At 63.2% G+C, this 19,530-nt stretch carries 14 protein-coding genes and 3 rRNA genes; 11 read left to right on the forward strand and 6 right to left on the reverse strand.

The window, feature by feature from the left end:
- Positions 1-6 precede the first annotated feature (6 nt).
- A complete protein-coding gene (locus tag ACNQVK_RS13830; protein ID WP_418029965.1) occupies positions 7-453 on the forward strand; it encodes a DUF2550 domain-containing protein in 447 nt (148 codons plus the stop codon).
- Positions 454-484: 31 nt separating this feature from the next.
- On the opposite strand, the gene ACNQVK_RS13835 is transcribed toward ACNQVK_RS13830, so the two are convergent.
- Positions 485-1,051, reverse strand: a complete 567-nt coding sequence (locus ACNQVK_RS13835) for a cob(I)yrinic acid a,c-diamide adenosyltransferase (protein ID WP_418029966.1) — start codon at positions 1,049-1,051, stop codon at positions 485-487.
- A gap of 97 nt (positions 1,052-1,148) precedes the next feature.
- Between ACNQVK_RS13835 and murA the strand changes: the two genes are divergently transcribed.
- The 4 genes from murA to rrf all read left to right on the forward strand — a co-directional run bounded on the left by murA (position 1,149) and on the right by rrf (position 8,147).
- Entirely contained in the window at positions 1,149-2,405 is a 1,257-nt protein-coding gene (gene murA / locus ACNQVK_RS13840) for a UDP-N-acetylglucosamine 1-carboxyvinyltransferase (protein ID WP_044519620.1), read from the forward strand.
- A 463-nt stretch (positions 2,406-2,868) separates the two neighbouring features.
- A 16S ribosomal RNA gene (locus ACNQVK_RS13845) occupies positions 2,869-4,386 on the forward strand.
- A 370-nt stretch (positions 4,387-4,756) separates the two neighbouring features.
- Positions 4,757-7,877 (forward strand): 23S ribosomal RNA (locus ACNQVK_RS13850).
- Between the two features lie 156 nt (positions 7,878-8,033).
- Positions 8,034-8,147 (forward strand): 5S ribosomal RNA (rrf, locus tag ACNQVK_RS13855).
- The 16S, 23S and 5S rRNA genes sit together here, the layout of an rRNA operon.
- Before the next feature lie 101 nt (positions 8,148-8,248).
- Here the strand turns inward: rrf and ACNQVK_RS13860 are convergent.
- Together ACNQVK_RS13860 and ACNQVK_RS13865 are read right to left on the reverse strand one after the other, a co-directional pair.
- Positions 8,249-8,746, reverse strand: coding sequence for a methylated-DNA--[protein]-cysteine S-methyltransferase (locus ACNQVK_RS13860; protein WP_418029967.1), 498 nt, complete (start codon positions 8,744-8,746; stop codon positions 8,249-8,251).
- On the reverse strand, positions 8,743-10,236 hold the full coding sequence (locus ACNQVK_RS13865; RefSeq protein ID WP_418029969.1) for a DNA-3-methyladenine glycosylase 2 family protein: 1,494 nt from the start codon (positions 10,234-10,236) through the stop codon (positions 8,743-8,745). The genes ACNQVK_RS13860 and ACNQVK_RS13865 overlap by 4 nt, the downstream gene beginning before the upstream one ends.
- 87 nt (positions 10,237-10,323) lie before the next feature.
- Here ACNQVK_RS13865 and glsA point away from each other — a divergent pair, with 87 nt between their 5' ends.
- Positions 10,324-11,607 (forward strand): glutaminase A, encoded by a 1,284-nt coding sequence (glsA, locus tag ACNQVK_RS13870; protein WP_418029970.1) that lies wholly within the window; start codon positions 10,324-10,326, stop codon positions 11,605-11,607.
- Here the strand turns inward: glsA and ACNQVK_RS13875 are convergent.
- Complete coding sequence (locus tag ACNQVK_RS13875; RefSeq protein WP_418029971.1) at positions 11,604-13,211, reverse strand: adenylate/guanylate cyclase domain-containing protein; 1,608 nt, start codon at positions 13,209-13,211, stop codon at positions 11,604-11,606. The genes glsA and ACNQVK_RS13875 overlap by 4 nt on opposite strands.
- Before the next feature lie 46 nt (positions 13,212-13,257).
- Between ACNQVK_RS13875 and nucS the strand changes: the two genes are divergently transcribed.
- Both nucS and ACNQVK_RS13885 read left to right on the forward strand, forming a co-directional pair.
- Positions 13,258-13,929 (forward strand): endonuclease NucS, encoded by a 672-nt coding sequence (gene nucS, locus ACNQVK_RS13880; RefSeq protein WP_409551655.1) that lies wholly within the window; start codon positions 13,258-13,260, stop codon positions 13,927-13,929.
- Complete coding sequence (locus tag ACNQVK_RS13885) at positions 13,929-14,210, forward strand: hypothetical protein (protein ID WP_418029972.1); 282 nt, start codon at positions 13,929-13,931, stop codon at positions 14,208-14,210. The genes nucS and ACNQVK_RS13885 overlap by 1 nt, the downstream gene beginning before the upstream one ends.
- Here the strand turns inward: ACNQVK_RS13885 and mce are convergent.
- Positions 14,207-14,683 carry a methylmalonyl-CoA epimerase gene (gene mce, locus ACNQVK_RS13890; protein ID WP_090434880.1) on the reverse strand — a complete coding sequence of 159 codons (477 nt, stop codon included), beginning with the start codon at positions 14,681-14,683 and terminating at the stop codon, positions 14,207-14,209. The two genes, ACNQVK_RS13885 and mce, sit on opposite strands and share 4 nt — an antisense overlap.
- An 82-nt stretch (positions 14,684-14,765) precedes the next feature.
- On the opposite strand from mce, the gene ACNQVK_RS13895 reads away from it, so the two are divergent.
- The 3 genes from ACNQVK_RS13895 to ACNQVK_RS13905 are packed head-to-tail and all read left to right on the forward strand — an operon-like array spanning position 14,766 to position 17,312.
- Positions 14,766-15,956, forward strand: a complete 1,191-nt coding sequence (locus ACNQVK_RS13895; protein WP_418029973.1) for an acetyl-CoA C-acetyltransferase — start codon at positions 14,766-14,768, stop codon at positions 15,954-15,956.
- Positions 15,957-16,003: 47 nt separating this feature from the next.
- Entirely contained in the window at positions 16,004-16,387 is a 384-nt protein-coding gene (locus tag ACNQVK_RS13900) for a DUF3817 domain-containing protein (protein WP_090434887.1), read from the forward strand.
- Positions 16,388-16,400: 13 nt separating this feature from the next.
- Entirely contained in the window at positions 16,401-17,312 is a 912-nt protein-coding gene (locus ACNQVK_RS13905) for a tetratricopeptide repeat protein (RefSeq protein ID WP_418029974.1), read from the forward strand.
- A 6-nt stretch (positions 17,313-17,318) separates the two neighbouring features.
- Here the strand turns inward: ACNQVK_RS13905 and glgB are convergent, their stop codons facing one another.
- Positions 17,319-19,526: a 1,4-alpha-glucan branching protein GlgB gene (gene glgB, locus ACNQVK_RS13910; protein WP_418029975.1), complete on the reverse strand. Its 2,208-nt coding sequence runs from the start codon at positions 19,524-19,526 to the stop codon at positions 17,319-17,321.
- Between the last annotated feature and the right edge of the window lie 4 nt (positions 19,527-19,530).

Below are 19,530 nucleotides of genomic sequence, written 5' to 3' on the forward strand. Positions count from 1 at the left end.
CGACAGATGAGCGCGCCCATGATTGTCATGGTCGCGCTCGTCTGCGTTCTGGCCGTTTTCGCAGGCGCGCTGAGCTACCGATTGTGGAAGCTACGTCAGGTTGGCGGGACAGCCGCCATCCTGCGCGACATTCCCGCCGACGGCGGTAGCGGCTGGCGCCACGGCGTGATGCGCTACCGCGGAGGAGAGGCCGGTTTCTACCGGCTTTCCAGCATCCGTTGGTGGCCTGACCGACGATTGAGCCGGCGGGGGCTGGAAGTGGTGTCGCGCCGCGCCCCGCGTGGCGACGAGTTCGACATCATGACCGACGCCACGGTCATTCTCGAACTGCGCGACAACAGTCCCGAACGCCGGCAGGGCTATGAGATCGCCCTGGACCGGGGCGCCCTGACGGCGTTCACGTCCTGGCTCGAGTCACGGCCATCGCCGCGGGCCCGGCGGCGCAACTACTGAGCGCCGACCGCATGGTCTTCGCGCAAGCGGCTCATCCGCCGGGCTTCCAGAGGACGTCTCCGTCAGGGTTAGCCACCCGCGACAGGATGAACAGCAGATCTGAAAGCCGGTTGAGATACTTCGCCGGCAGGACGCTGACCGATTCGCCGTGCTCCTCCACAGCGATCCATGCCGACCGTTCAGCCCGGCGAGCCACGGTGCGTGCGACATGCAACAGCGCGGACAGGGGAGTGCCGCCCGGCAGGATGAACGAATTCAGTGCGGGCAGCGCTTCGTTGAACTCGTCGCACCACTTCTCCAGCCGATCGATGTAGGCCTGCGAGATCCGCAGCGGCGGGTGCTCAGGGTTTTCCACGACCGGCGTGGACAGATCTGCGCCGGCGTCGAACAGGTCGTTCTGAATCTGACGCAACACCGCGAGGATTTGCTGATCGGGTTCGCCCAGGGCTACCGCGACGCCGATGGCGGCGTTGGCTTCGTCACAGTCGGCGTAGGCCGCCAACCTCGAATCATTCTTGGAAACCCTGCTGAAGTCACTCAGCCCGGTCGTGCCGTCGTCGCCGGTGCGGGTATAGATACGCGTGAGATGAACCGCCATAGCTGAACCGTACCGGGCTTGAGGACAGGCTCGCCGGGGCCGTCGGATCTGTCCGAGCAGGCAGAAACTCTGCGGCGGGCTGTTTACACTGACCGGCGTGAGCGAGCGTTTCTTGGTGACCGGAGGAAACCGGTTATCAGGCGAAGTTGCTGTCGGCGGCGCGAAGAACAGTGTGCTGAAACTGATGGCCGCCTCGTTGCTGGCCGAAGGCACCAGCACGATCACCAATTGCCCCGACATCCTGGATGTCCCGCTGATGGCGGAGGTCCTCCGGGGGTTGGGTGCCACGGTGGAGCTGGACGGGGACACGGTGCGCATCACGTCGCCTGATGAACCCAAGTACGACGCCGATTTCGCCGCGGTACGTCAGTTCCGCGCGTCGGTCTGCGTGCTGGGCCCACTGGTAGGCCGCTGCAGGAAGGCCAAGGTTGCGCTGCCCGGTGGTGATGCGATCGGGTCGCGGCCGCTGGACATGCACCAGGCCGGGCTGCGCCAACTGGGTGCGACCTGCAACATCGAGCACGGCTGTGTGGTGGCCGAAGCCGACCATCTGCGGGGTGCCGAGATCCAGCTGGAGTTCCCCTCGGTGGGGGCGACGGAGAACATCCTCATGGCCGCGGTACTGGCCGAAGGTGTCACCACCATCCACAACGCCGCACGCGAGCCCGACATCGTCGACATCTGCGCGATGCTCAACCAGATGGGTGCCAAGGTCAGTGGCGCCGGTACGTCGACGCTGACGATCACCGGTGTCGATCGGCTCTATCCCACCGAACACCGGGTGATCGGTGACCGGATCGTGGCCGCGACGTGGGGGATAGCCGCGGCGATGACCCGCGGTGACATCTCGGTGACGGGCGTCGACCCTCAGCACCTGCAGCTGGTGCTGCACAAGCTGCATGACGCCGGCGCCACGGTGACCCAGAACGATGACGGTTTCCGGGTGGTGCAGTACGAGCGACCCAAGGCGGTCAATGTGGCGACGCTCCCGTTCCCGGGATTTCCGACCGACCTGCAGCCGATGGCGATCGGGCTGGCCTCGGTGGCCGACGGCACTTCGATGATCACCGAGAACGTGTTCGAAGCCCGCTTCCGGTTCGTCGAGGAGATGATCCGGCTGGGTGCTGACGCCAGGACGGATGGTCACCATGCGGTGGTGCGCGGAATCCCGCAGCTTTCGAGTGCGCCGGTGTGGTCCTCGGACATCCGGGCCGGCGCCGGCCTGGTGCTCGCCGGCTTGGTCGCGGACGGAGAGACCGAGGTTCACGACGTGTTCCACATCGATCGCGGCTACCCGTTGTTCGTGGAAAACCTGTTGAGCCTCGGAGCCGAGATCGAACGCGTAGGCTCTTAGACAGCACGTTCGGGCCTGTCTGCAGCCTCGAAATCGCGCTGACCAGCCGATTTGACCTTGCACGGTGGCCCGGGCTAATCTTTTGAAGTCGCCACGGAGCGGGTGAAACACCCCGGACCGGAGCGACTTGACAAGCCAGCCGAGAACGTACTAAGCTGGCGAGGTTGCCTCAGACCGGATGAAATAAGCCAAAATGAAGCAACTTGACTTGCCGGCAAGATTCCGATTAAGCTGGTGGGGTTGCCCCAAAACAGGGTGACAAAGCAAAAAATGTCTGTTGTTTGAGAACTCAATAGTGTGTTTGGTGGTTTTTGTTTGTTGTTTTTTGCCACTCATTTTGGGGGACTCCCCGTCTTCCGATCATGATGGGTGGCTGTTTTTTTGATGCCAGATTGTTGGTGTCTTTTGTTTGTGATCGGATTTTTCTGATTGAATTCTGCCTTGTCTTTGGATGAGGGGTTTTTGTTTGGAGAGTTTGATCCTGGCTCAGGACGAACGCTGGCGGCGTGCTTAACACATGCAAGTCGAACGGAAAGGCCCTTCGGGGTACTCGAGTGGCGAACGGGTGAGTAACACGTGGGTGATCTGCCCTGCACTTTGGGATAAGCCTGGGAAACTGGGTCTAATACCGAATATGACCGTGCTCTTCATGGGGTGTGGTGGAAAGCTTTTGCGGTGTGGGATGGGCCCGCGGCCTATCAGCTTGTTGGTGGGGTAATGGCCTACCAAGGCGACGACGGGTAGCCGGCCTGAGAGGGTGACCGGCCACACTGGGACTGAGATACGGCCCAGACTCCTACGGGAGGCAGCAGTGGGGAATATTGCACAATGGGCGCAAGCCTGATGCAGCGACGCCGCGTGAGGGATGACGGCCTTCGGGTTGTAAACCTCTTTCAATAGGGACGAAGCGCAAGTGACGGTACCTATAGAAGAAGGACCGGCCAACTACGTGCCAGCAGCCGCGGTAATACGTAGGGTCCGAGCGTTGTCCGGAATTACTGGGCGTAAAGAGCTCGTAGGTGGTTTGTCGCGTTGTTCGTGAAAACTCACAGCTTAACTGTGGGCGTGCGGGCGATACGGGCAGACTAGAGTACTGCAGGGGAGACTGGAATTCCTGGTGTAGCGGTGGAATGCGCAGATATCAGGAGGAACACCGGTGGCGAAGGCGGGTCTCTGGGCAGTAACTGACGCTGAGGAGCGAAAGCGTGGGGAGCGAACAGGATTAGATACCCTGGTAGTCCACGCCGTAAACGGTGGGTACTAGGTGTGGGTTTCCTTCCTTGGGATCCGTGCCGTAGCTAACGCATTAAGTACCCCGCCTGGGGAGTACGGCCGCAAGGCTAAAACTCAAAGGAATTGACGGGGGCCCGCACAAGCGGCGGAGCATGTGGATTAATTCGATGCAACGCGAAGAACCTTACCTGGGTTTGACATGCACAGGACGCCAGTAGAGATATTGGTTCCCTTGTGGCCTGTGTGCAGGTGGTGCATGGCTGTCGTCAGCTCGTGTCGTGAGATGTTGGGTTAAGTCCCGCAACGAGCGCAACCCTTGTCTCATGTTGCCAGCACGTAATGGTGGGGACTCGTGAGAGACTGCCGGGGTCAACTCGGAGGAAGGTGGGGATGACGTCAAGTCATCATGCCCCTTATGTCCAGGGCTTCACACATGCTACAATGGCCGGTACAAAGGGCTGCGATGCCGTGAGGTGGAGCGAATCCTTTCAAAGCCGGTCTCAGTTCGGATCGGGGTCTGCAACTCGACCCCGTGAAGTCGGAGTCGCTAGTAATCGCAGATCAGCAACGCTGCGGTGAATACGTTCCCGGGCCTTGTACACACCGCCCGTCACGTCATGAAAGTCGGTAACACCCGAAGCCGGTGGCCTAACCCTTGTGGAGGGAGCCGTCGAAGGTGGGATCGGCGATTGGGACGAAGTCGTAACAAGGTAGCCGTACCGGAAGGTGCGGCTGGATCACCTCCTTTCTAAGGAGCACCACGAGACCTGGGCCGGCCCCGTAAATCGCGGGATCAGCTGAGCTTTCAGGCGATTCGTTGGATGGCCTCGCACCTGTAGTGGGTGGGGGTCTGGTGCAACAACAAACTTGTAGAACTGCCAGACACACTATTGGGCTTTGAGACAACAGGCCCGTGCCCCTTTCGGGGGGTGGCATCCCGTTGGGGGTGTCGGCGTGTTGTTGCCTCACACTTTGGTGGTGGGGTGTGGTGTTTGATTTGTGGATAGTGGTTGCGAGCATCTAGCACGCGAAATGTGTGGTCTCACTCCTTGTGGGTGGGGCCTGGTTTTGTGTGTTGATGTGCAATTTCTTTTGAAACTCATTTTTTGGTTTTTGTGTTGTAAGTGTTTAAGGGCGCATGGTGGATGCCTTGGCACTGGGAGCCGATGAAGGACGTTGGAGGCTGCGATATGCCTCGGGGAGCTGCCAACCGAGCGTTGATCCGAGGATGTCCGAATGGGGAAACCCAGCACGAGTGATGTCGTGTTACCTGTATCTGAATACATAGGGTGCAGGAGGGAACGCGGGGAAGTGAAACATCTCAGTACCCGTAGGAAGAGAAAACAAAAGTGATTCCGTGAGTAGTGGCGAGCGAAAGCGGAGGATGGCTAAACCGTATGCATGTGATACCGGGTAGGGGTTGTGTGTGCGGGGTTGTGGGACCTGTTTTTCCAGTTCTATCCGACTGGAGGGTAGTAAGAAAATGTCGTGGTTAACGGAAATGGTTTGGGATGACCTGCCGTAGACGGTGAGAGCCCGGTACGTGAAAACCTGACATCTACCTTAATGGTGTTCCCGAGTAGCAGCGGGCCCGTGAAATCTGCTGTGAATCTGCCGGGACCACCCGGTAAGCCTGAATACTTCCCAGTGACCGATAGCGGATTAGTACCGTGAGGGAATGGTGAAAAGTACCCCGGGAGGGGAGTGAAATAGTACCTGAAACCGTGCGCTTACAATCCGTCAGAGCCCTCCTTCGTGGTGGGGTGATGGCGTGCCTTTTGAAGAATGAGCCTGCGAGTCAGGGACATGTCGCGAGGTTAACCCGTGTGGGGTAGCCGCAGCGAAAGCGAGTCTGAATAGGGCGTATCCAATCCGTAGGGGTTGGTGTAGTGGTGTGTTCTGGACCCGAAGCGGAGTGATCTACCCATGGCCAGGGTGAAGCGCGGGTAAGACCGCGTGGAGGCCCGAACCCACTTAGGTTGAAGACTGAGGGGATGAGCTGTGGGTAGGGGTGAAAGGCCAATCAAACTCCGTGATAGCTGGTTCTCCCCGAAATGCATTTAGGTGCAGCGTCACATGTTTCTTGTTGGAGGTAGAGCTACTGGATGGCCGATGGGCCCCACAGGGTTACTGACGTCAGCCAAACTCCGAATGCCGACAAGTCCAAGAATGTGGCAGTGAGACGGCGGGGGATAAGCTCCGTGCGTCGAGAGGGAAACAGCCCAGATCGCCGGCTAAGGCCCCTAAGCGTGTACTAAGTGGAAAAGGATGTGCAGTCGCGAAGACAACCAGGAGGTTGGCTTAGAAGCAGCCACCCTTGAAAGAGTGCGTAATAGCTCACTGGTCAAGTGATTGTGCGCCGATAATGTAGCGGGGCTCAAGTACACCGCCGAAGCCGCGGCAACGATTTATCGTTGGGTAGGGGAGCGTCCTGCATCCGGTGAAGCAGCAGAGTGATCTAGCTGTGGAGGGTGTGGGAGTGAGAATGCAGGCATGAGTAGCGAATAGGCAAGTGAGAACCTTGCCCGCCGAAAGACCAAGGGTTCCTGGGCCAGGCCAGTCCTCCCAGGGTGAGTCGGGACCTAAGGCGAGGCCGACAGGCGTAGTCGATGGACAACGGGTTGATATTCCCGTACCCGTGTATGTGCGTCCATGATGAATCCATTGTGCTAACCATCCAAAACCGTCGTGACCGATCCCTTCGGGGTGAGGCGTTGACGGGGCTGCGTGGGACCCCGGTGGGTAGTAGTCAAGCGATGGGGTGACGCAGGAAGGTAGCCGTACCAGTCAGTGGTTGTACTGGGGTAAGCCGGTAGGGAGTCAGATAGGTAAATCCGTCTGGCATTAATCCTGAGAGGTGATGCATAGCCGTTTGAGGCGAATTCGGTGATCCTATGCTGCCAAGAAAAGCCTCTAGCGAGGACATACACGGCCCGTACCCCAAACCAACACAGGTGGTCAGGTAGAGAATACTAAGGCGTACGAGTGAACTATGGTTAAGGAACTCGGCAAAATGCCCCCGTAACTTCGGGAGAAGGGGGACCCCCATATCGTCAAGGCTCTTGCGGCCGGCAGCGGGAGGGGGTGGCACAAACCAGTGAGAAGCGACTGTTTACTAAAAACACAGGTCCGTGCGAAGTCGCAAGACGATGTATACGGACTGACGCCTGCCCGGTGCTGGAAGGTTAAGAGGACCTGTTAACCCTTCGGGGTGAAGCAGAGAATTTAAGCCCCAGTAAACGGCGGTGGTAACTATAACCATCCTAAGGTAGCGAAATTCCTTGTCGGGTAAGTTCCGACCTGCACGAATGGCGTAACGACTTCTCAACTGTCTCAACCATAGACTCGGCGAAATTGCACTACGAGTAAAGATGCTCGTTACGCGCGGCAGGACGAAAAGACCCCGGGACCTTCACTACAACTTGGTATTGGTGCTCGATACGGTTTGTGTAGGATAGGTGGGAGACTGTGAAATTCACACGCCAGTGTGGGTGGAGTCGTTGTTGAAATACCACTCTGATCGTATTGGGCCTCTAACCTCGGACCGTATATCCGGTTCAGGGACAGTGCCTGGTGGGTAGTTTAACTGGGGCGGTTGCCTCCCAAAATGTAACGGAGGCGCCCAAAGGTTCCCTCAACCTGGACGGCAATCAGGTGTTGAGTGTAAGTGCACAAGGGAGCTTGACTGCGAGACATACATGTCGAGCAGGGACGAAAGTCGGGACTAGTGATCCGGCACCTCTGAGTGGAAGGGGTGTCGCTCAACGGATAAAAGGTACCCCGGGGATAACAGGCTGATCTTCCCCAAGAGTCCATATCGACGGGATGGTTTGGCACCTCGATGTCGGCTCGTCGCATCCTGGGGCTGGAGCAGGTCCCAAGGGTTGGGCTGTTCGCCCATTAAAGCGGCACGCGAGCTGGGTTTAGAACGTCGTGAGACAGTTCGGTCTCTATCCGCCGCGCGCGTCAGAAGCTTGAGGAAATCTGTCCCTAGTACGAGAGGACCGGGACGGACGAACCTCTGGTATACCAGTTGTTCCACCAGGAGCACCGCTGGATAGCCACGTTCGGACAGGATAACCGCTGAAAGCATCTAAGCGGGAAACCCCCTCCAAGACCAGGCTTCTCACCCTTTTAGAGGGATAAGGCCCCCCGCAGACCACGGGATTGATAGACCAGACCTGGAAGCCTAGTAATAGGTGCAGGGAACTGGCACTAACCGGCCGAAAACTTACAACAACCAACAAACACCAATGTTTGATGAGTTTCAGTAAGACGCACACCTTGCTACGCAACCACATTCATAAACCACACACGACACTTGTGTCGGGACATGGTTCCCCATGCCCCACCACCAAAACACAAGATGTACACTCAACAACGAGTGAATAGAGTTACGGCGGTCCATAGCGGCAGGGAAACGCCCGGTCCCATCCCGAACCCGGAAGCTAAGCCTGCCAGCGCCGATGATACTACCCTGTCGGGTGGAAAAGTAGGACACCGCCGAACACAAATTAAGTCCCGAGCCCTCCAATTTCGATTGGAGGGCTCGGGCATTTTGTATATAGGGGCGTTTTCAATTCCAATTTCGAAATTGAAAACGTCCCTTTTTAATTGAAAAGCGCCGGCATCGTGCGGCTTCTCTCCAATTCCAACAATGCACGCTTGCGGTCCAGGCCGCCGCCGTAGCCGGTGAGGCTGCCATTCGCGCCGATCACCCGATGACAGGGCACGATGATGCCGATCGGATTGTGCCCGTTGGCCAGGCCGACGGCTCGTGATGCGGACGGTGACCCGATCTGTCGCGCGATCTCTCCGTATGAGCAGGTTTCGCCGTACGGAATCGTCTGCAGTGCCTCCCACACGCGGCGCTGAAACTGCGTCCCGACCATGTCGAGCTCGAGATCGAATTCCGTACGCTCGCCGGCGAAGTATGCGGACAGTTGGTCGGCGGCGTCGGAGAACGCCGTGTCGTCGGCTTCCCAGCCTTCGCGGCTCGGTTCGTAGGTCTGATCGACCATCCGTAGGTGCATGAGCTTTCCATCCCGGCCGGCCAGCGTGAGAAGGCCGACCGGGCTTTCCATGGTGCGGTAGTGCAGTGTCGTCATGACTTCTCCTGTCGATCGTGCGGGGGCCATTCGTTCACCGCGTGGTCCAGTGTGGTCCAGAGGTGTTGTGTCGCATACGCGCGCCATGGCCGCCATCTGGTGCTGTGTTCGACGAGGCCGTCAGGGGTCAGGTCCAGCTGGTCCGCGGCCGCGCGTACGCCGAGATCGGTGGCGGGGAAGGCATCTGGATCACCGAGGCCGCGCATGGCGATCACCTCTGTGGTCCATGGGCCCACTCCGGGGAGCGCGAGCAACTGTTCGCGGGACCGCTCCCAGTCGCATCCCGGATCGAGGACCAGCTCGCCATCGGCGATCGCCGTCACCAGCGCCGTGACGGTCCGCTTCCTGGAGGCCGGCATCGCCAGATGACCAGGATCCAGGGCGGCGAGGTCGCCGATGCTGGGGAACACGTGGGTCAGCCCTCCGGCCTCGTCGGAGACGGCGGTCCCGTAGCCGGCGACCAGGCGTCCGACATGGGTGCCGGCCGCCTTGATCGACACCTGCTGGCCGATCACCACCCGCAGCGCGAGCTCGGATTCGTCGACGGTGCGGGGGATCCGCTGCCCCGGCGCCTTGGCGACCACCGCGGCGAGCCGCGGATCGGACTGGAGCGCCTCCACCACCGCTTCGGGATCGGCGTCGAGATCCAGCAGGCGTCGGCACCGTGCGATGGCGGCCGACAGGTCGCGGAAGTCCTCCAGGACCAACTGGCAGCGGACATGATCGGGCTGCGGGGTCAGGCCCACCACGCCGTGGCCGTGCGGGAGCCGAAGGGTGCGCCGGTACTGCCCATCGCGCACCTCCTCCAACCCCGGCACCGCACTGGCCGCGAGATGCCCGAACAACCCTTCGTAGGCGAAAGGGGTTCGCACCGGCAGTCGCAGGGACAGGACGCCGGGTGCAGCGGAGGCATCGGCGGCGAATCGGTTGCGGGCCCGCAACCGCAGCTGGGTCGGCGTCAGATCGCACACCGCCCGTACGGTGTCGTTGAATTGTCGGATGCTGGCGAAGCCCGCGGCAAACGCGACGTCGGCGAACGGCAGCTCGGTGGTTTCTATCAACACCCGCGCCGTCTGGGTGCGTTGCGCCCGGGCCAGCGCCAGCGGATTGGCCCCCAGCTCGGCCTGCATGATGCGTTGCAACTGCCTGCTCGTGTAGCCGACGCGGGCCGCCAGCCCCGTCACTCCCTCGCGGTCCACGGTGCCGTCGGCGATCAGCCGCATGCACCGTGCCACGATGTCGCCGCGCACGTTCCATTCGGGGGAGCCTGGCGAGGCGTCGGGGCGGCAGCGTTTGCAGGCTCGGAAGCCGGCTGCCTGGGCGGCGGCCGCGGTCGGATAGAACCGCATGTTGCGGGCGAACGGTGGCCGTACCGGGCAGCTGGGGCGGCAATAGATGCCCGTGGTGAGCACGGCGGTGACGAACCAGCCGTCGAACCGTGCGTCCTTGGACTGGACTGCCCGGTAACAGCGGTCGAAATCCTCGTGCATGTATCCCACGATGGCACGGCATCCGCCGCTTCACTAGCGGAAAAACGACATGGTCGTGGGAGCATGTCCGTGGCTAGACTGCGACCTGTGGCCGAGCTGGTGCAGCACTACCTGGACCGGATCCGTGCCGAGCAGATCGAACTCCGCGACGGCACTCTTGCGAGCTACATCCCTGAACTCGCCAAGGTGGACCCCGAGGGATTTGGTCTGAGTCTGTCCTCCTCGGACGGATATGTCTACGAATCCGGCGACACCGCAGTGGAATTCACCATCCAGTCCATCTCCAAGCCGTTCACCTACGCGCTCGCGCTGGACCAGATCGGCCAGGATGCCGTCGACGCCAGGATCGGCGTCGAACCCTCGGGTGAGGCGTTCAACGAGATCAGCGTGGACGACGTGACCAAGACGCCGAAGAACCCCATGATCAACGCCGGTGCCATCGCGGCGGTTTCGCTGATCCCCGGGGCGAGTGCCGATGAGAGGTTCGACCGCATCCACGAGTTCTATTCGGCATGCGCGGGACGGCGACTCGAGATCGACATGGATGTGTACGCCTCGGAGAAGGCGACGGGCAACCGCAATCGGGCGATCGCGTACATGCTGGCCAGTTTCGGTGTGCTGGACGGCGATCCAGACGAGGTCCTCGACGTGTACTTCCGCCAGTGTTCGGTCAAGGTGACCAGCACCGACGTGGCCCGGATGGCCGCCACGCTGGCCCGGGGCGGGTTCAACCCGTTGACCGGCCGGCGCGTCATCGATGCCAACGTGGTTCGGCGCACCCTCAGTGTGATGGTCACCTGCGGAATGTACGACGCGACAGGCGATTGGGTCAGCGCCGTCGGCATGCCCGCCAAAAGCGGGGTCGGCGGCGGCATCGTGGCGGTGCTGCCCGGCCAACTCGGCATCGGTGTCTACTCACCGCGTCTGGATTCGCGTGGCAACAGCGTGCGCGGGGTACACGTGTGCCGCAACCTTTCCTCGCAGTTGGGACTTCACTTCCTCACGGTCGGCCGTGAGTCGTCGTCGACGTTGCGAGCGGCGTACCAGGTCAACCCCGGCATTCGGGTCTACGAAGTTCAGGGCGATCTGTTGTTCGCCGGTGCCGAGCAGGTGTTACGGACCGCCGAGCACGATCGTGGCGAGTACGACGTCGCCGTGCTGGACGTGACCCGGGTCGACGACATCAACGATGCCGCGCGCGGCATGCTGACCGGGATGCGGGCCAGCCTGGCCGCCACGGGCAAGGAGGCCTATCTCGTCGACCCCGACGGCCGCGTGGTGCCTGCCGACCGGCGCGACGACTATGACGGCGTCGTGTTCCGCACTCTCGACGAGGCGGTCGAAGCGGCGCGGCAATGGGGCGCCGGCTAGGCGGGTACGGCCACGCGCGTCGGCTCGCCCAGCCCCCGAAGGGTGACTGATTCGCCCAGCGACCAACGAGCCCTTTCGGTTTCGGACGCATTGGCGATGGTGTCCGATGAGGCCACCAGGTGTCCGGGCACCTGTTTGGAGAAGTCGCACAACCGGGCGGCCTCGTTGACCGGCTCTCCGATCACGGTGTACTCGAAGCGCTGCTTTGCCCCGACGTTGCCCGCCACCACCTGACCGGCCGCCACCCCTATCCCTGCCTCGAGCTCGGGAACCTCGACACGCAGCCGCTGCGCGATCGCCCGTGCGGCGCCCAGGGCCTCGTCCTCGGCGTTGGGCAGCGAGACCGGCGCACCGAACACCGCGAGTATGGCGTCACCCTCGAACTTGTTGACCAGGCCGCGGTGATTGTCGACCTCATCGACGATGACGGCGAAGAACCGGTTGAGCAGATCGACCACCTCGACCGCGGGCCGTGTGGTGACCAGCTGCGTCGAGCCGATGACGTCGACGAAAATCACTGCGGCGTGGCGCTCCTCGCCGCCGAGGACGGGCTTCTCCTGCTCGGCGAGTGCGGCGACCTCGCGGCCGACATGTCGGCCGAACAGATCGCGGACCCGTTCGCGCTCGCGCAGGCCGTGCACCATCGAGTTGAATCCGCGTTGCAGCTGGCCCAGTTCGGTGCCGTCGAACACCACCAGGTTGGTGTCCAGATCGCCCTGCTCGACACGGTTGAGGGCGGCGCGCACGACGCGGATCGGGGTTGCGGTCAGATAGGACAGGATCCACATCAGCAGGAATCCGAACACCAGCGCAAACGAGCCGAGACCGATTACTGCGTAGGCGAATTGGACCGGGGTCAGGTTGTTGAGCGTCACGGCGAACACCGCGGCCAGCATGATGCCGAGAATCGGCACCCCTGAACTCAACGCCCACACCACCATGGTGCGGCCCATGATGCCCTGGGCCAGCCGAACCGGTGGCGGGCCGGCCTCCAGCGCCTGGGCGGCCACCGGCCGCAGGGCGAACTCGGTGAAGAGATGACAGCTGACCGACACCACGATGCCGGGAAAACTGATGCCCAGCAGGAACTTCGGAATGTAATTGGTGTCGACCAGACCGTAGAGCGTCGTGAGTAGCGCGGTGCCCATGCCCCACAGGAACAGCAGCACGCGGGTGAGCCGGAACGGGGCAAGGAACGTGTTCCGCTGGTCGGCGATGGTGGGTGGGCGTTCCTCGATCGCCCAGCGCACGTTGTCGATCACCCGGGTCGTCGCCCAGAACACCCCGACGATCAGCGCCGAGGCCATGTAGATGGGCGCCACGATGAAGGTGATCCAGCGGACCTGCGGATCGAACACACCCGGCGAGGGGAACAACAGCGTGACGATGATCATCGAGATGCCGATACCGAGCAGGTTCCCGAGGATCACGAACGTCGTGAGGATGAGCTGGATGCGCACCCTGCGCCGGCGCTGGCTCTCCGACACCCGGCCCAGCACCCATGATCCGTATTCGGGCGTGACCGCCGGCAACTTGCTGCTTTGGCGGGTGACACCCTCGAGGACTCGGCCCAGCCTTCGTGCCAGCGATTTGTCGGAGTTCATTGTGGCGTCAGCCTAGTTCGTTCCCGATGCCCTTAAGGTGGATCGGGTGCGCCTCGTGATTGCCCAGTGCACCGTCGACTACGTCGGGCGGCTGACCGCTCATCTCCCATCGGCCCGCAGGCTGTTGTTGTTCAAGTCCGACGGTTCGGTCAGTGTCCATGCCGATGATCGCGCCTACAAGCCGCTGAACTGGATGAGCCCGCCGTGCTGGCTCATCGAGCAGGACGGCGAGGGAGCGCCGGTGTGGGTGGTCGAGAACAAGGCCGGTGAGCAGTTGCGCATCACGGTCGAGGACGTCGAACACGACTCCAGCCACGAACTCGGTGTCGATCCCGGCCTGGTGAAGGACGGCGTGGAGGCGCACCTGCAGGTACTGCTGGCCGAGCACGTCGAGCTGCTGGGCGCGGGCTACACATTGGTGCGCCGTGAGTACCCGACCGCGATCGGCCCGGTCGATCTGATGTGCCGTGATGAACTGGGCCGCTCGGTGGCCGTGGAGATCAAGCGCCGCGGGGAGATCGACGGTGTCGAACAGCTCACGCGGTACCTCGACCTGCTCAACCGCGACACCGTGCTGGCCCCGGTGGCCGGCGTGTTCGCCGCCCAGCAGATCAAGCCCCAGGCCCGAACTCTGGCGACTGACCGTGGAATCCGTTGTGTGACTTTGGATTATGACCAGATGCGGGGCATGGACAGCGACGAATACCGGCTGTTCTGATGCGCCGCCGGCCCCGCGAACACCGCCGGCTGGCGCCCCTGCCGCCGTCGCGCCGGGTCGAGACCGGGCCCGACGGTTACGACTACGAGGTGCGGGCGGTCACCGCATCGCGTGCGGTCAAGGTCTATCGATGCCCTGGGTGCGACCACGAGATCCGCGTGGCTACCGCGCACGTGGTGGTGGTGCCGATCGATGTCGGCGATGTCGATGACCGCAGGCATTGGCACACCGCCTGCTGGGCGAATCGGGCCAATCGCGGCCCGACGAGAAAGTGGTCTTAGTGCTCTGAATCCGCGGCCGGTTCGACCAGCTCGATCAGCACGCCGCCGGCATCCTTGGGGTGGATGAAGTTGATCCGCGAATTCGCGGTGCCCTTGCGAGGGGCTTCGTAGAGCAGTCGCACGCCCTGGCTGCGCAGGCGCTCACTCAGCGCGTCGATGTCGCTGGTCCGGTAGGCCAGCTGCTGCAGGCCGGGGCCGCTGCGGTCGATGAACTTGGCGATCGTCGACTTCTCGTCCAGCGGGGCCAACAGCTGGATCTGGGCACTGCCCTTGGGTGCGCCGCGTACCGAGAGCATCGCCTCGCGTACACCCTGCTCCTCGTTGATCTCCTCGTGGAGGACGATCATGCCGAGGTTGTCGTGGTACCACTTGGCGGCGGCATCCAGATCGGGAACGGCGATGCCGACGTGATCGATCGCCGTCACCAGCGCGGAGGCGAGTGTGGGTCGGGCATCAACCTGATCGGCGGTCATAACGTAACGGTAACCTCAACCTGAACGTTTGCGTATGTGTGATCGCCCACACAGCTCTTGGACACGGCTTTGGAGGTAGGAAATGACTGCGGAAAATCGCACGTCGGTGATCGTTGCTGGAGCGCGTACTCCGGTCGGTAAGTTGATGGGTTCGCTGAAGGATTTTTCCGGCAGTGACCTGGGTGCGATCGCGATTCGCGGTGCCCTGGAGAAGGCCAAGGTGGACGCTTCGCTGGTCGATTACGTGATCATGGGTCAGGTGCTGACCGCCGGCGCCGGTCAGATGCCCGCCCGCCAGTCTGCGGTGGCCGCAGGCATCGGCTGGGACGTGCCCGCGCTGAGCATCAACAAGATGTGCCTTTCCGGCATCGATGCCATCGCCCTGGCCGATCAGCTGATCCGCGCCGGTGAGTTCGAGGTCGTCGTCGCCGGAGGCCAGGAATCCATGAGCCAGGCTCCCCACCTGCTGCCCAAGAGCCGCGAGGGCTACAAGTACGGCGATGCGACGTTGGTCGACCACCTGGCCTACGACGGTCTGCACGACGTGTTCACCGACCAGCCGATGGGTGCGCTCACCGAGCAGCGCAACGACGTCGACAAGTTCACCCGGGCCGAGCAGGACGAGTTCGCCGCCCAGTCGCACCAGAAGGCCGCCGCGGCGTGGAAGGACGGGGTGTACGCCGACGAGGTGGTGCCGGTGTCGATCCCGCAGCGCAAGGGTGACCCGATCGAGTTCGCCGAGGACGAGGGCATCCGTGCCAACACCACGGCCGAATCGCTGGGTGGTCTGCGTCCGGCCTTCCGCAAGGACGGCACCATCACCGCCGGGTCGTCGTCGCAGATCTCCGACGGCGCGGCCGCGGTCGTGGTCATGAGCAAGGCCAAGGCGCAGGAGCTGGGGCTGGACTGGCTGTGTGAGATCGGTGCGCACGGTGTGGTGGCCGGTCCGGATTCCACGCTGCAGAGCCAGCCGGCCAACGCGATCAAGAAGGCCGTCGAGCGTGAGGGCATCAGCGTCGATCAGCTCGACGTGCTCGAGATCAACGAGGCGTTCGCTGCGGTGTCGCTGGCCTCGACCAAGGAGCTGGGCGTCGACCCGGCCAAGGTGAACGTCAACGGCGGCGCGATCGCGATCGGTCATCCGATCGGAATGTCGGGTGCCCGCATCACGCTGCATGCCGCGCTGGAACTGGCCCGCAAGGGTTCCGGCTACGCCGTGGCCGCGCTCTGTGGCGCCGGTGGCCAGGGCGATGCGCTGATCCTGCGTCGCTGACAGCTATCAACGACGGCGTGTAGTAGCTGGCCGTCCGGTCCGGCACAATGGCGGCCATGACACGCTCCTTCGACCTGCGCACGGTTTCGGGCTGGTTCCGGCTCATCGCTCTCGCTGAGGCGGTGAGCTGGGCCGGTCTGCTGGTCGGCATGTACTTCAAGTACCTGGGCAGCCCCCGCACCGAGATCGGGGTCAAGGTGTTCGGCCCGATTCACGGTGGTGTTTTCGTCGCCTTCGTGGTGGCCGCCGTGCTGGTCGGCATTGCCCACAAGTGGGGCGTCGGCACCTGGATTCTGGCGTTGCTGGCCAGCATCGTGCCACTGGGCAGCGTGATCTTCGTCATATGGGCGGATCGGACCGTTCGGCTCGCGCCGGTCGACGGTTCGGCCCTGGTGCCGCAACCGGGCGGCGCCGTGCCCGAAACGACGTGACAGACTTGGTGGCGTGACTCGTCCACGACCTTCTGTCGGGCCGGCGCTGGCCGGCGCGGTTGACCTCTCGGCACTCAAGCAGCGGCCCGCGGCGGGCGGTGCGGGTGGTGGCAGCCCCAGTGCTGCCGGCGGCCCGAACATCACAGAGGTCAACGAAGCCAACTTCGAAGCCGAGGTGCTGGTCCGCTCGGGCCAGGTGCCGGTGGTCGTACTGCTGTGGTCGCCGCGCAGTGATTCCAGTGCCGCGCTGGGGGACGCCCTGGCGGGTCTGGCTGCGGCCGACAACGGCAAGTGGTCCCTGGCGCTGGTCAACGTCGACACCACCCCGAGGGTGGCGCAGATGTTCGGCATCCAGGGCGTGCCCACCGTGGTTGCGCTCGCCGGAGGACAGCCGATCGCCAGTTTCCAGGGCGCTCAGCCGGCAGACGAACTTCGTCGCTGGGTCGATTCGCTGCTCGAGGCGACCGCGGGCAAGCTGCCCGGGTCCGGTCCCGGTGACGATGAGCCAGAGCAGGTCGATCCGGAGCTGGCCGCGGCCAGGGCTTACCTGGACGAAGGGGATTTTCCCGCAGCCGCCGCCGCCTATCAGGCGATTCTCGATGCGCAGCCCGGCCACGCCGAGGCCAAGGGTGCGGTGCGGCAGATCGCGTTCCTGCAGCGGGCAAGCGCGCAGCGCCCTGACGCGGTGGCCGCTGCCGATGCCGCCCCCGACGACATCGAGGCGGCATTGGCGGCTGCCGACGCCGAGATCCTGGCCCAGGACGTGTCCGCGGCCTTCGATCGGCTCATCGCACTGATCAAGCGCACCGCAGGCGATGACCGGACCGCGGTGCGGACCCGGCTCGTCGAGCTGTTCGACCTCTTCGACCCGGCCGACCCAGAGGTGGTCGCGGGCCGTCGCAATCTGGCCAACGCGCTGTACTAGGACGGGTCAGGCGGGCTCGAACCACAGCATCGCCAGCGGCGGCAGCACCATCACCGCCGAGGCCGGACGGCCGTGCCATGGTTCGTCGGTGGCCTGCACCGCACCGAAGTTCCCGATGCCCGACCCGTTGTAGATCGTCGCGTCGGTGTTCAGCACCTCCTGCCAGGCGCCGGCGTGCGGCAGACCCAGCCGGTACTCGCTGTGCTCGCTGCCGGCGAAGTTGACCACGCAGGCCAACACGGAACCGTCGGCACCGAACCGCAGGAAGCTCAGCACGTTGTTGGCCGAGTCGTTCGCGTCGATCCAGGAGTAGCCCTCGGGGCTGGTATCGCGGCTCCACAGCGCCGGGTGGCGGCGGTAGATCCCGTTGAGATCGCGCACCAACCGCTGCACGCCGCCGGAGAAGCCCTGCTCGTCGAGCTGAAACCAGTCCAGACCGCGCTCTTCCGACCACTCGGCCCGCTGGCCGAACTCCTGGCCCATGAACAACAGTTGCTTGCCCGGGTGGGCCCACTGATAGGCCAGCAGGCTGCGCAGGCCCGCGGCCTTGGCGTGGTCGCCGCCGGGCATTCGGCCCCACAGCGTGCCCTTGCCGTGCACGACCTCGTCGTGGCTGATGGGCAGCACGTAGTTCTCGCTGAAGGCGTACAGCATCGAGAACGTCATCTCGTGATGGTGATAGCTGCGGTGCACCGGGTCATGGCTGACGTAGTCGAGCGTGTCGTTCATCCAGCCCATGTTCCATTTCATCGAGAAACCAAGGCCGCCTAGGTTGGTCGGGCGGGTGACACCGGGCCAGGAGGTCGACTCCTCGGCGATGGTGACGATTCCCGGCGACACCTTGTGCACGGTGGCGTTCATCTCCTGCAGGAACTGCACCGCCTCCAGGTTCTCCCGGCCACCGTGGATGTTGGGCGTCCAGCCGTCAGCGGGGCGGGAGTAGTCGAGATAGAGCATCGAGGCCACCGCGTCGACGCGTAGTCCGTCGACGTGATACTCCTTCAGCCAGTACAACGCGTTGGCGACCAGGAAGTTGCGCACTTCGGGCCGGCCGAAGTCGAAAACGTAGGTGCCCCAGTCGAGCTGCTCGCCGCGGCGCGGGTCGGAATGTTCGTAGAGCGGGGTGCCGTCGAAACGGCCCAGCGCCCAGGCGTCCTTGGGGAAGTGGGCCGGCACCCAGTCGACGATCACTCCGATCCCGGCCCGGTGCAGCGAATCCACCAGGAACCGAAAGTCGTCGGGAGTTCCCAGCCGGGACGTCGGGGCGTAGTAGGAGGTCACCTGGTAGCCCCACGAACCGCCGAAGGGATGCTCCGCCACCGGGAGCATCTCGACGTGGGTGAAGCCCTGTTCCACAACGTATTCGGTCAGTTCGACGGCCAGCTGCCGGTAGCTGAGCCCCGGGCGCCAGGACATCAGGTGCACCTCGTAGGTGCTCATCGGTTCGAACACCGGGTTCTGCGCAGCGCGCCGCGCCATCCACTTGCCGTCGTTCCAGGTGTAGGAACTGGTGGCGACCCGGGATGCGGTTTGCGGTGGTACCTCGGTGGCGAATGCCATCGGGTCGGCGCGGTCGGTGGTGCCTCCGCCGGCGCCGTGCACGCGGAACTTGTACAGACCGTTGGCCGGGAAGCCGGGCCAGAACAATTCCCAGACCCCCGACGAGCCCAGCGCCCGCATCTGCGCCTCGTTGCCGTCCCAGTGATTGAAATCACCGATCACGCTGACGCCCTTGGCGTTCGGTGCCCACACCGCGAACGACACGCCTTCCACGATCCCGTCGGGAGTGGTGAAGCTGCGCGGATGCGCGCCCAGGATCTCCCACAGGCGTTCGTGACGCCCCTCGGCGAACAGATGAAGGTCGAGTTCGCCGAGCGTGGGCAGAAACCGGTAGGCATCCGCTGTGGTGTGGGTGAAGATCGTGTCGTCCGCGCCGGGATAGCCGATTTCCAGGCGGTAGTCGGCCAGGTTGGTGAACGGAACGGCCACCGCGAAAAGTCCGGAGTCGATGTGCTGCATGGGGAATCGGTCACCCCCGATCACCGCAACGACCTTGGAGGCGTGTGGGCGATAGGCCCGGATCACGGTCCGGCCGCTGTATTCGTGGGCACCGAGCACCGAATGCGGATCGTGGTGTTGACCGATCAGCAGCCGCTGGATGTCGGATGGGTCGGGCCGCAGATGTAGGTCGGTGAGGTGGTTGCTTCTCGTCATCTCG

Origin of the sequence: Mycobacterium sp. 134 (genome assembly GCF_048282715.1) — a bacterium.
In the GTDB taxonomy this organism is placed as follows: Bacteria; Actinomycetota; Actinomycetes; order Mycobacteriales; family Mycobacteriaceae; genus Mycobacterium; species Mycobacterium septicum.

Bases quoted from the DNA above. Each gene is read 5' to 3' on its own strand.
- ACNQVK_RS13830 (WP_418029965.1), top strand. From the start codon at position 7: ATGAGCGCGCCCATGATTGTCATGGTCGCGCTCGTCTGCGTTCTGGCC.
- ACNQVK_RS13835 (WP_418029966.1), bottom strand. From the start codon at position 1,051: ATGGCGGTTCATCTCACGCGTATCTATACCCGCACCGGCGACGACGGC.
- ACNQVK_RS13860 (WP_418029967.1), bottom strand. From the start codon at position 8,746: ATGACGACACTGCACTACCGCACCATGGAAAGCCCGGTCGGCCTTCTC.
- ACNQVK_RS13865 (WP_418029969.1), bottom strand. From the start codon at position 10,236: ATGCACGAGGATTTCGACCGCTGTTACCGGGCAGTCCAGTCCAAGGAC.
- ACNQVK_RS13875 (WP_418029971.1), bottom strand. From the start codon at position 13,211: ATGAACTCCGACAAATCGCTGGCACGAAGGCTGGGCCGAGTCCTCGAG.
- ACNQVK_RS13885 (WP_418029972.1), top strand. From the start codon at position 13,929: ATGCGCCGCCGGCCCCGCGAACACCGCCGGCTGGCGCCCCTGCCGCCG.
- mce (WP_090434880.1), bottom strand. From the start codon at position 14,683: ATGACCGCCGATCAGGTTGATGCCCGACCCACACTCGCCTCCGCGCTG.
- ACNQVK_RS13895 (WP_418029973.1), top strand. From the start codon at position 14,766: ATGACTGCGGAAAATCGCACGTCGGTGATCGTTGCTGGAGCGCGTACT.
- ACNQVK_RS13900 (WP_090434887.1), top strand. From the start codon at position 16,004: ATGGCGGCCATGACACGCTCCTTCGACCTGCGCACGGTTTCGGGCTGG.
- glgB (WP_418029975.1), bottom strand. From the start codon at position 19,526: ATGACGAGAAGCAACCACCTCACCGACCTACATCTGCGGCCCGACCCA.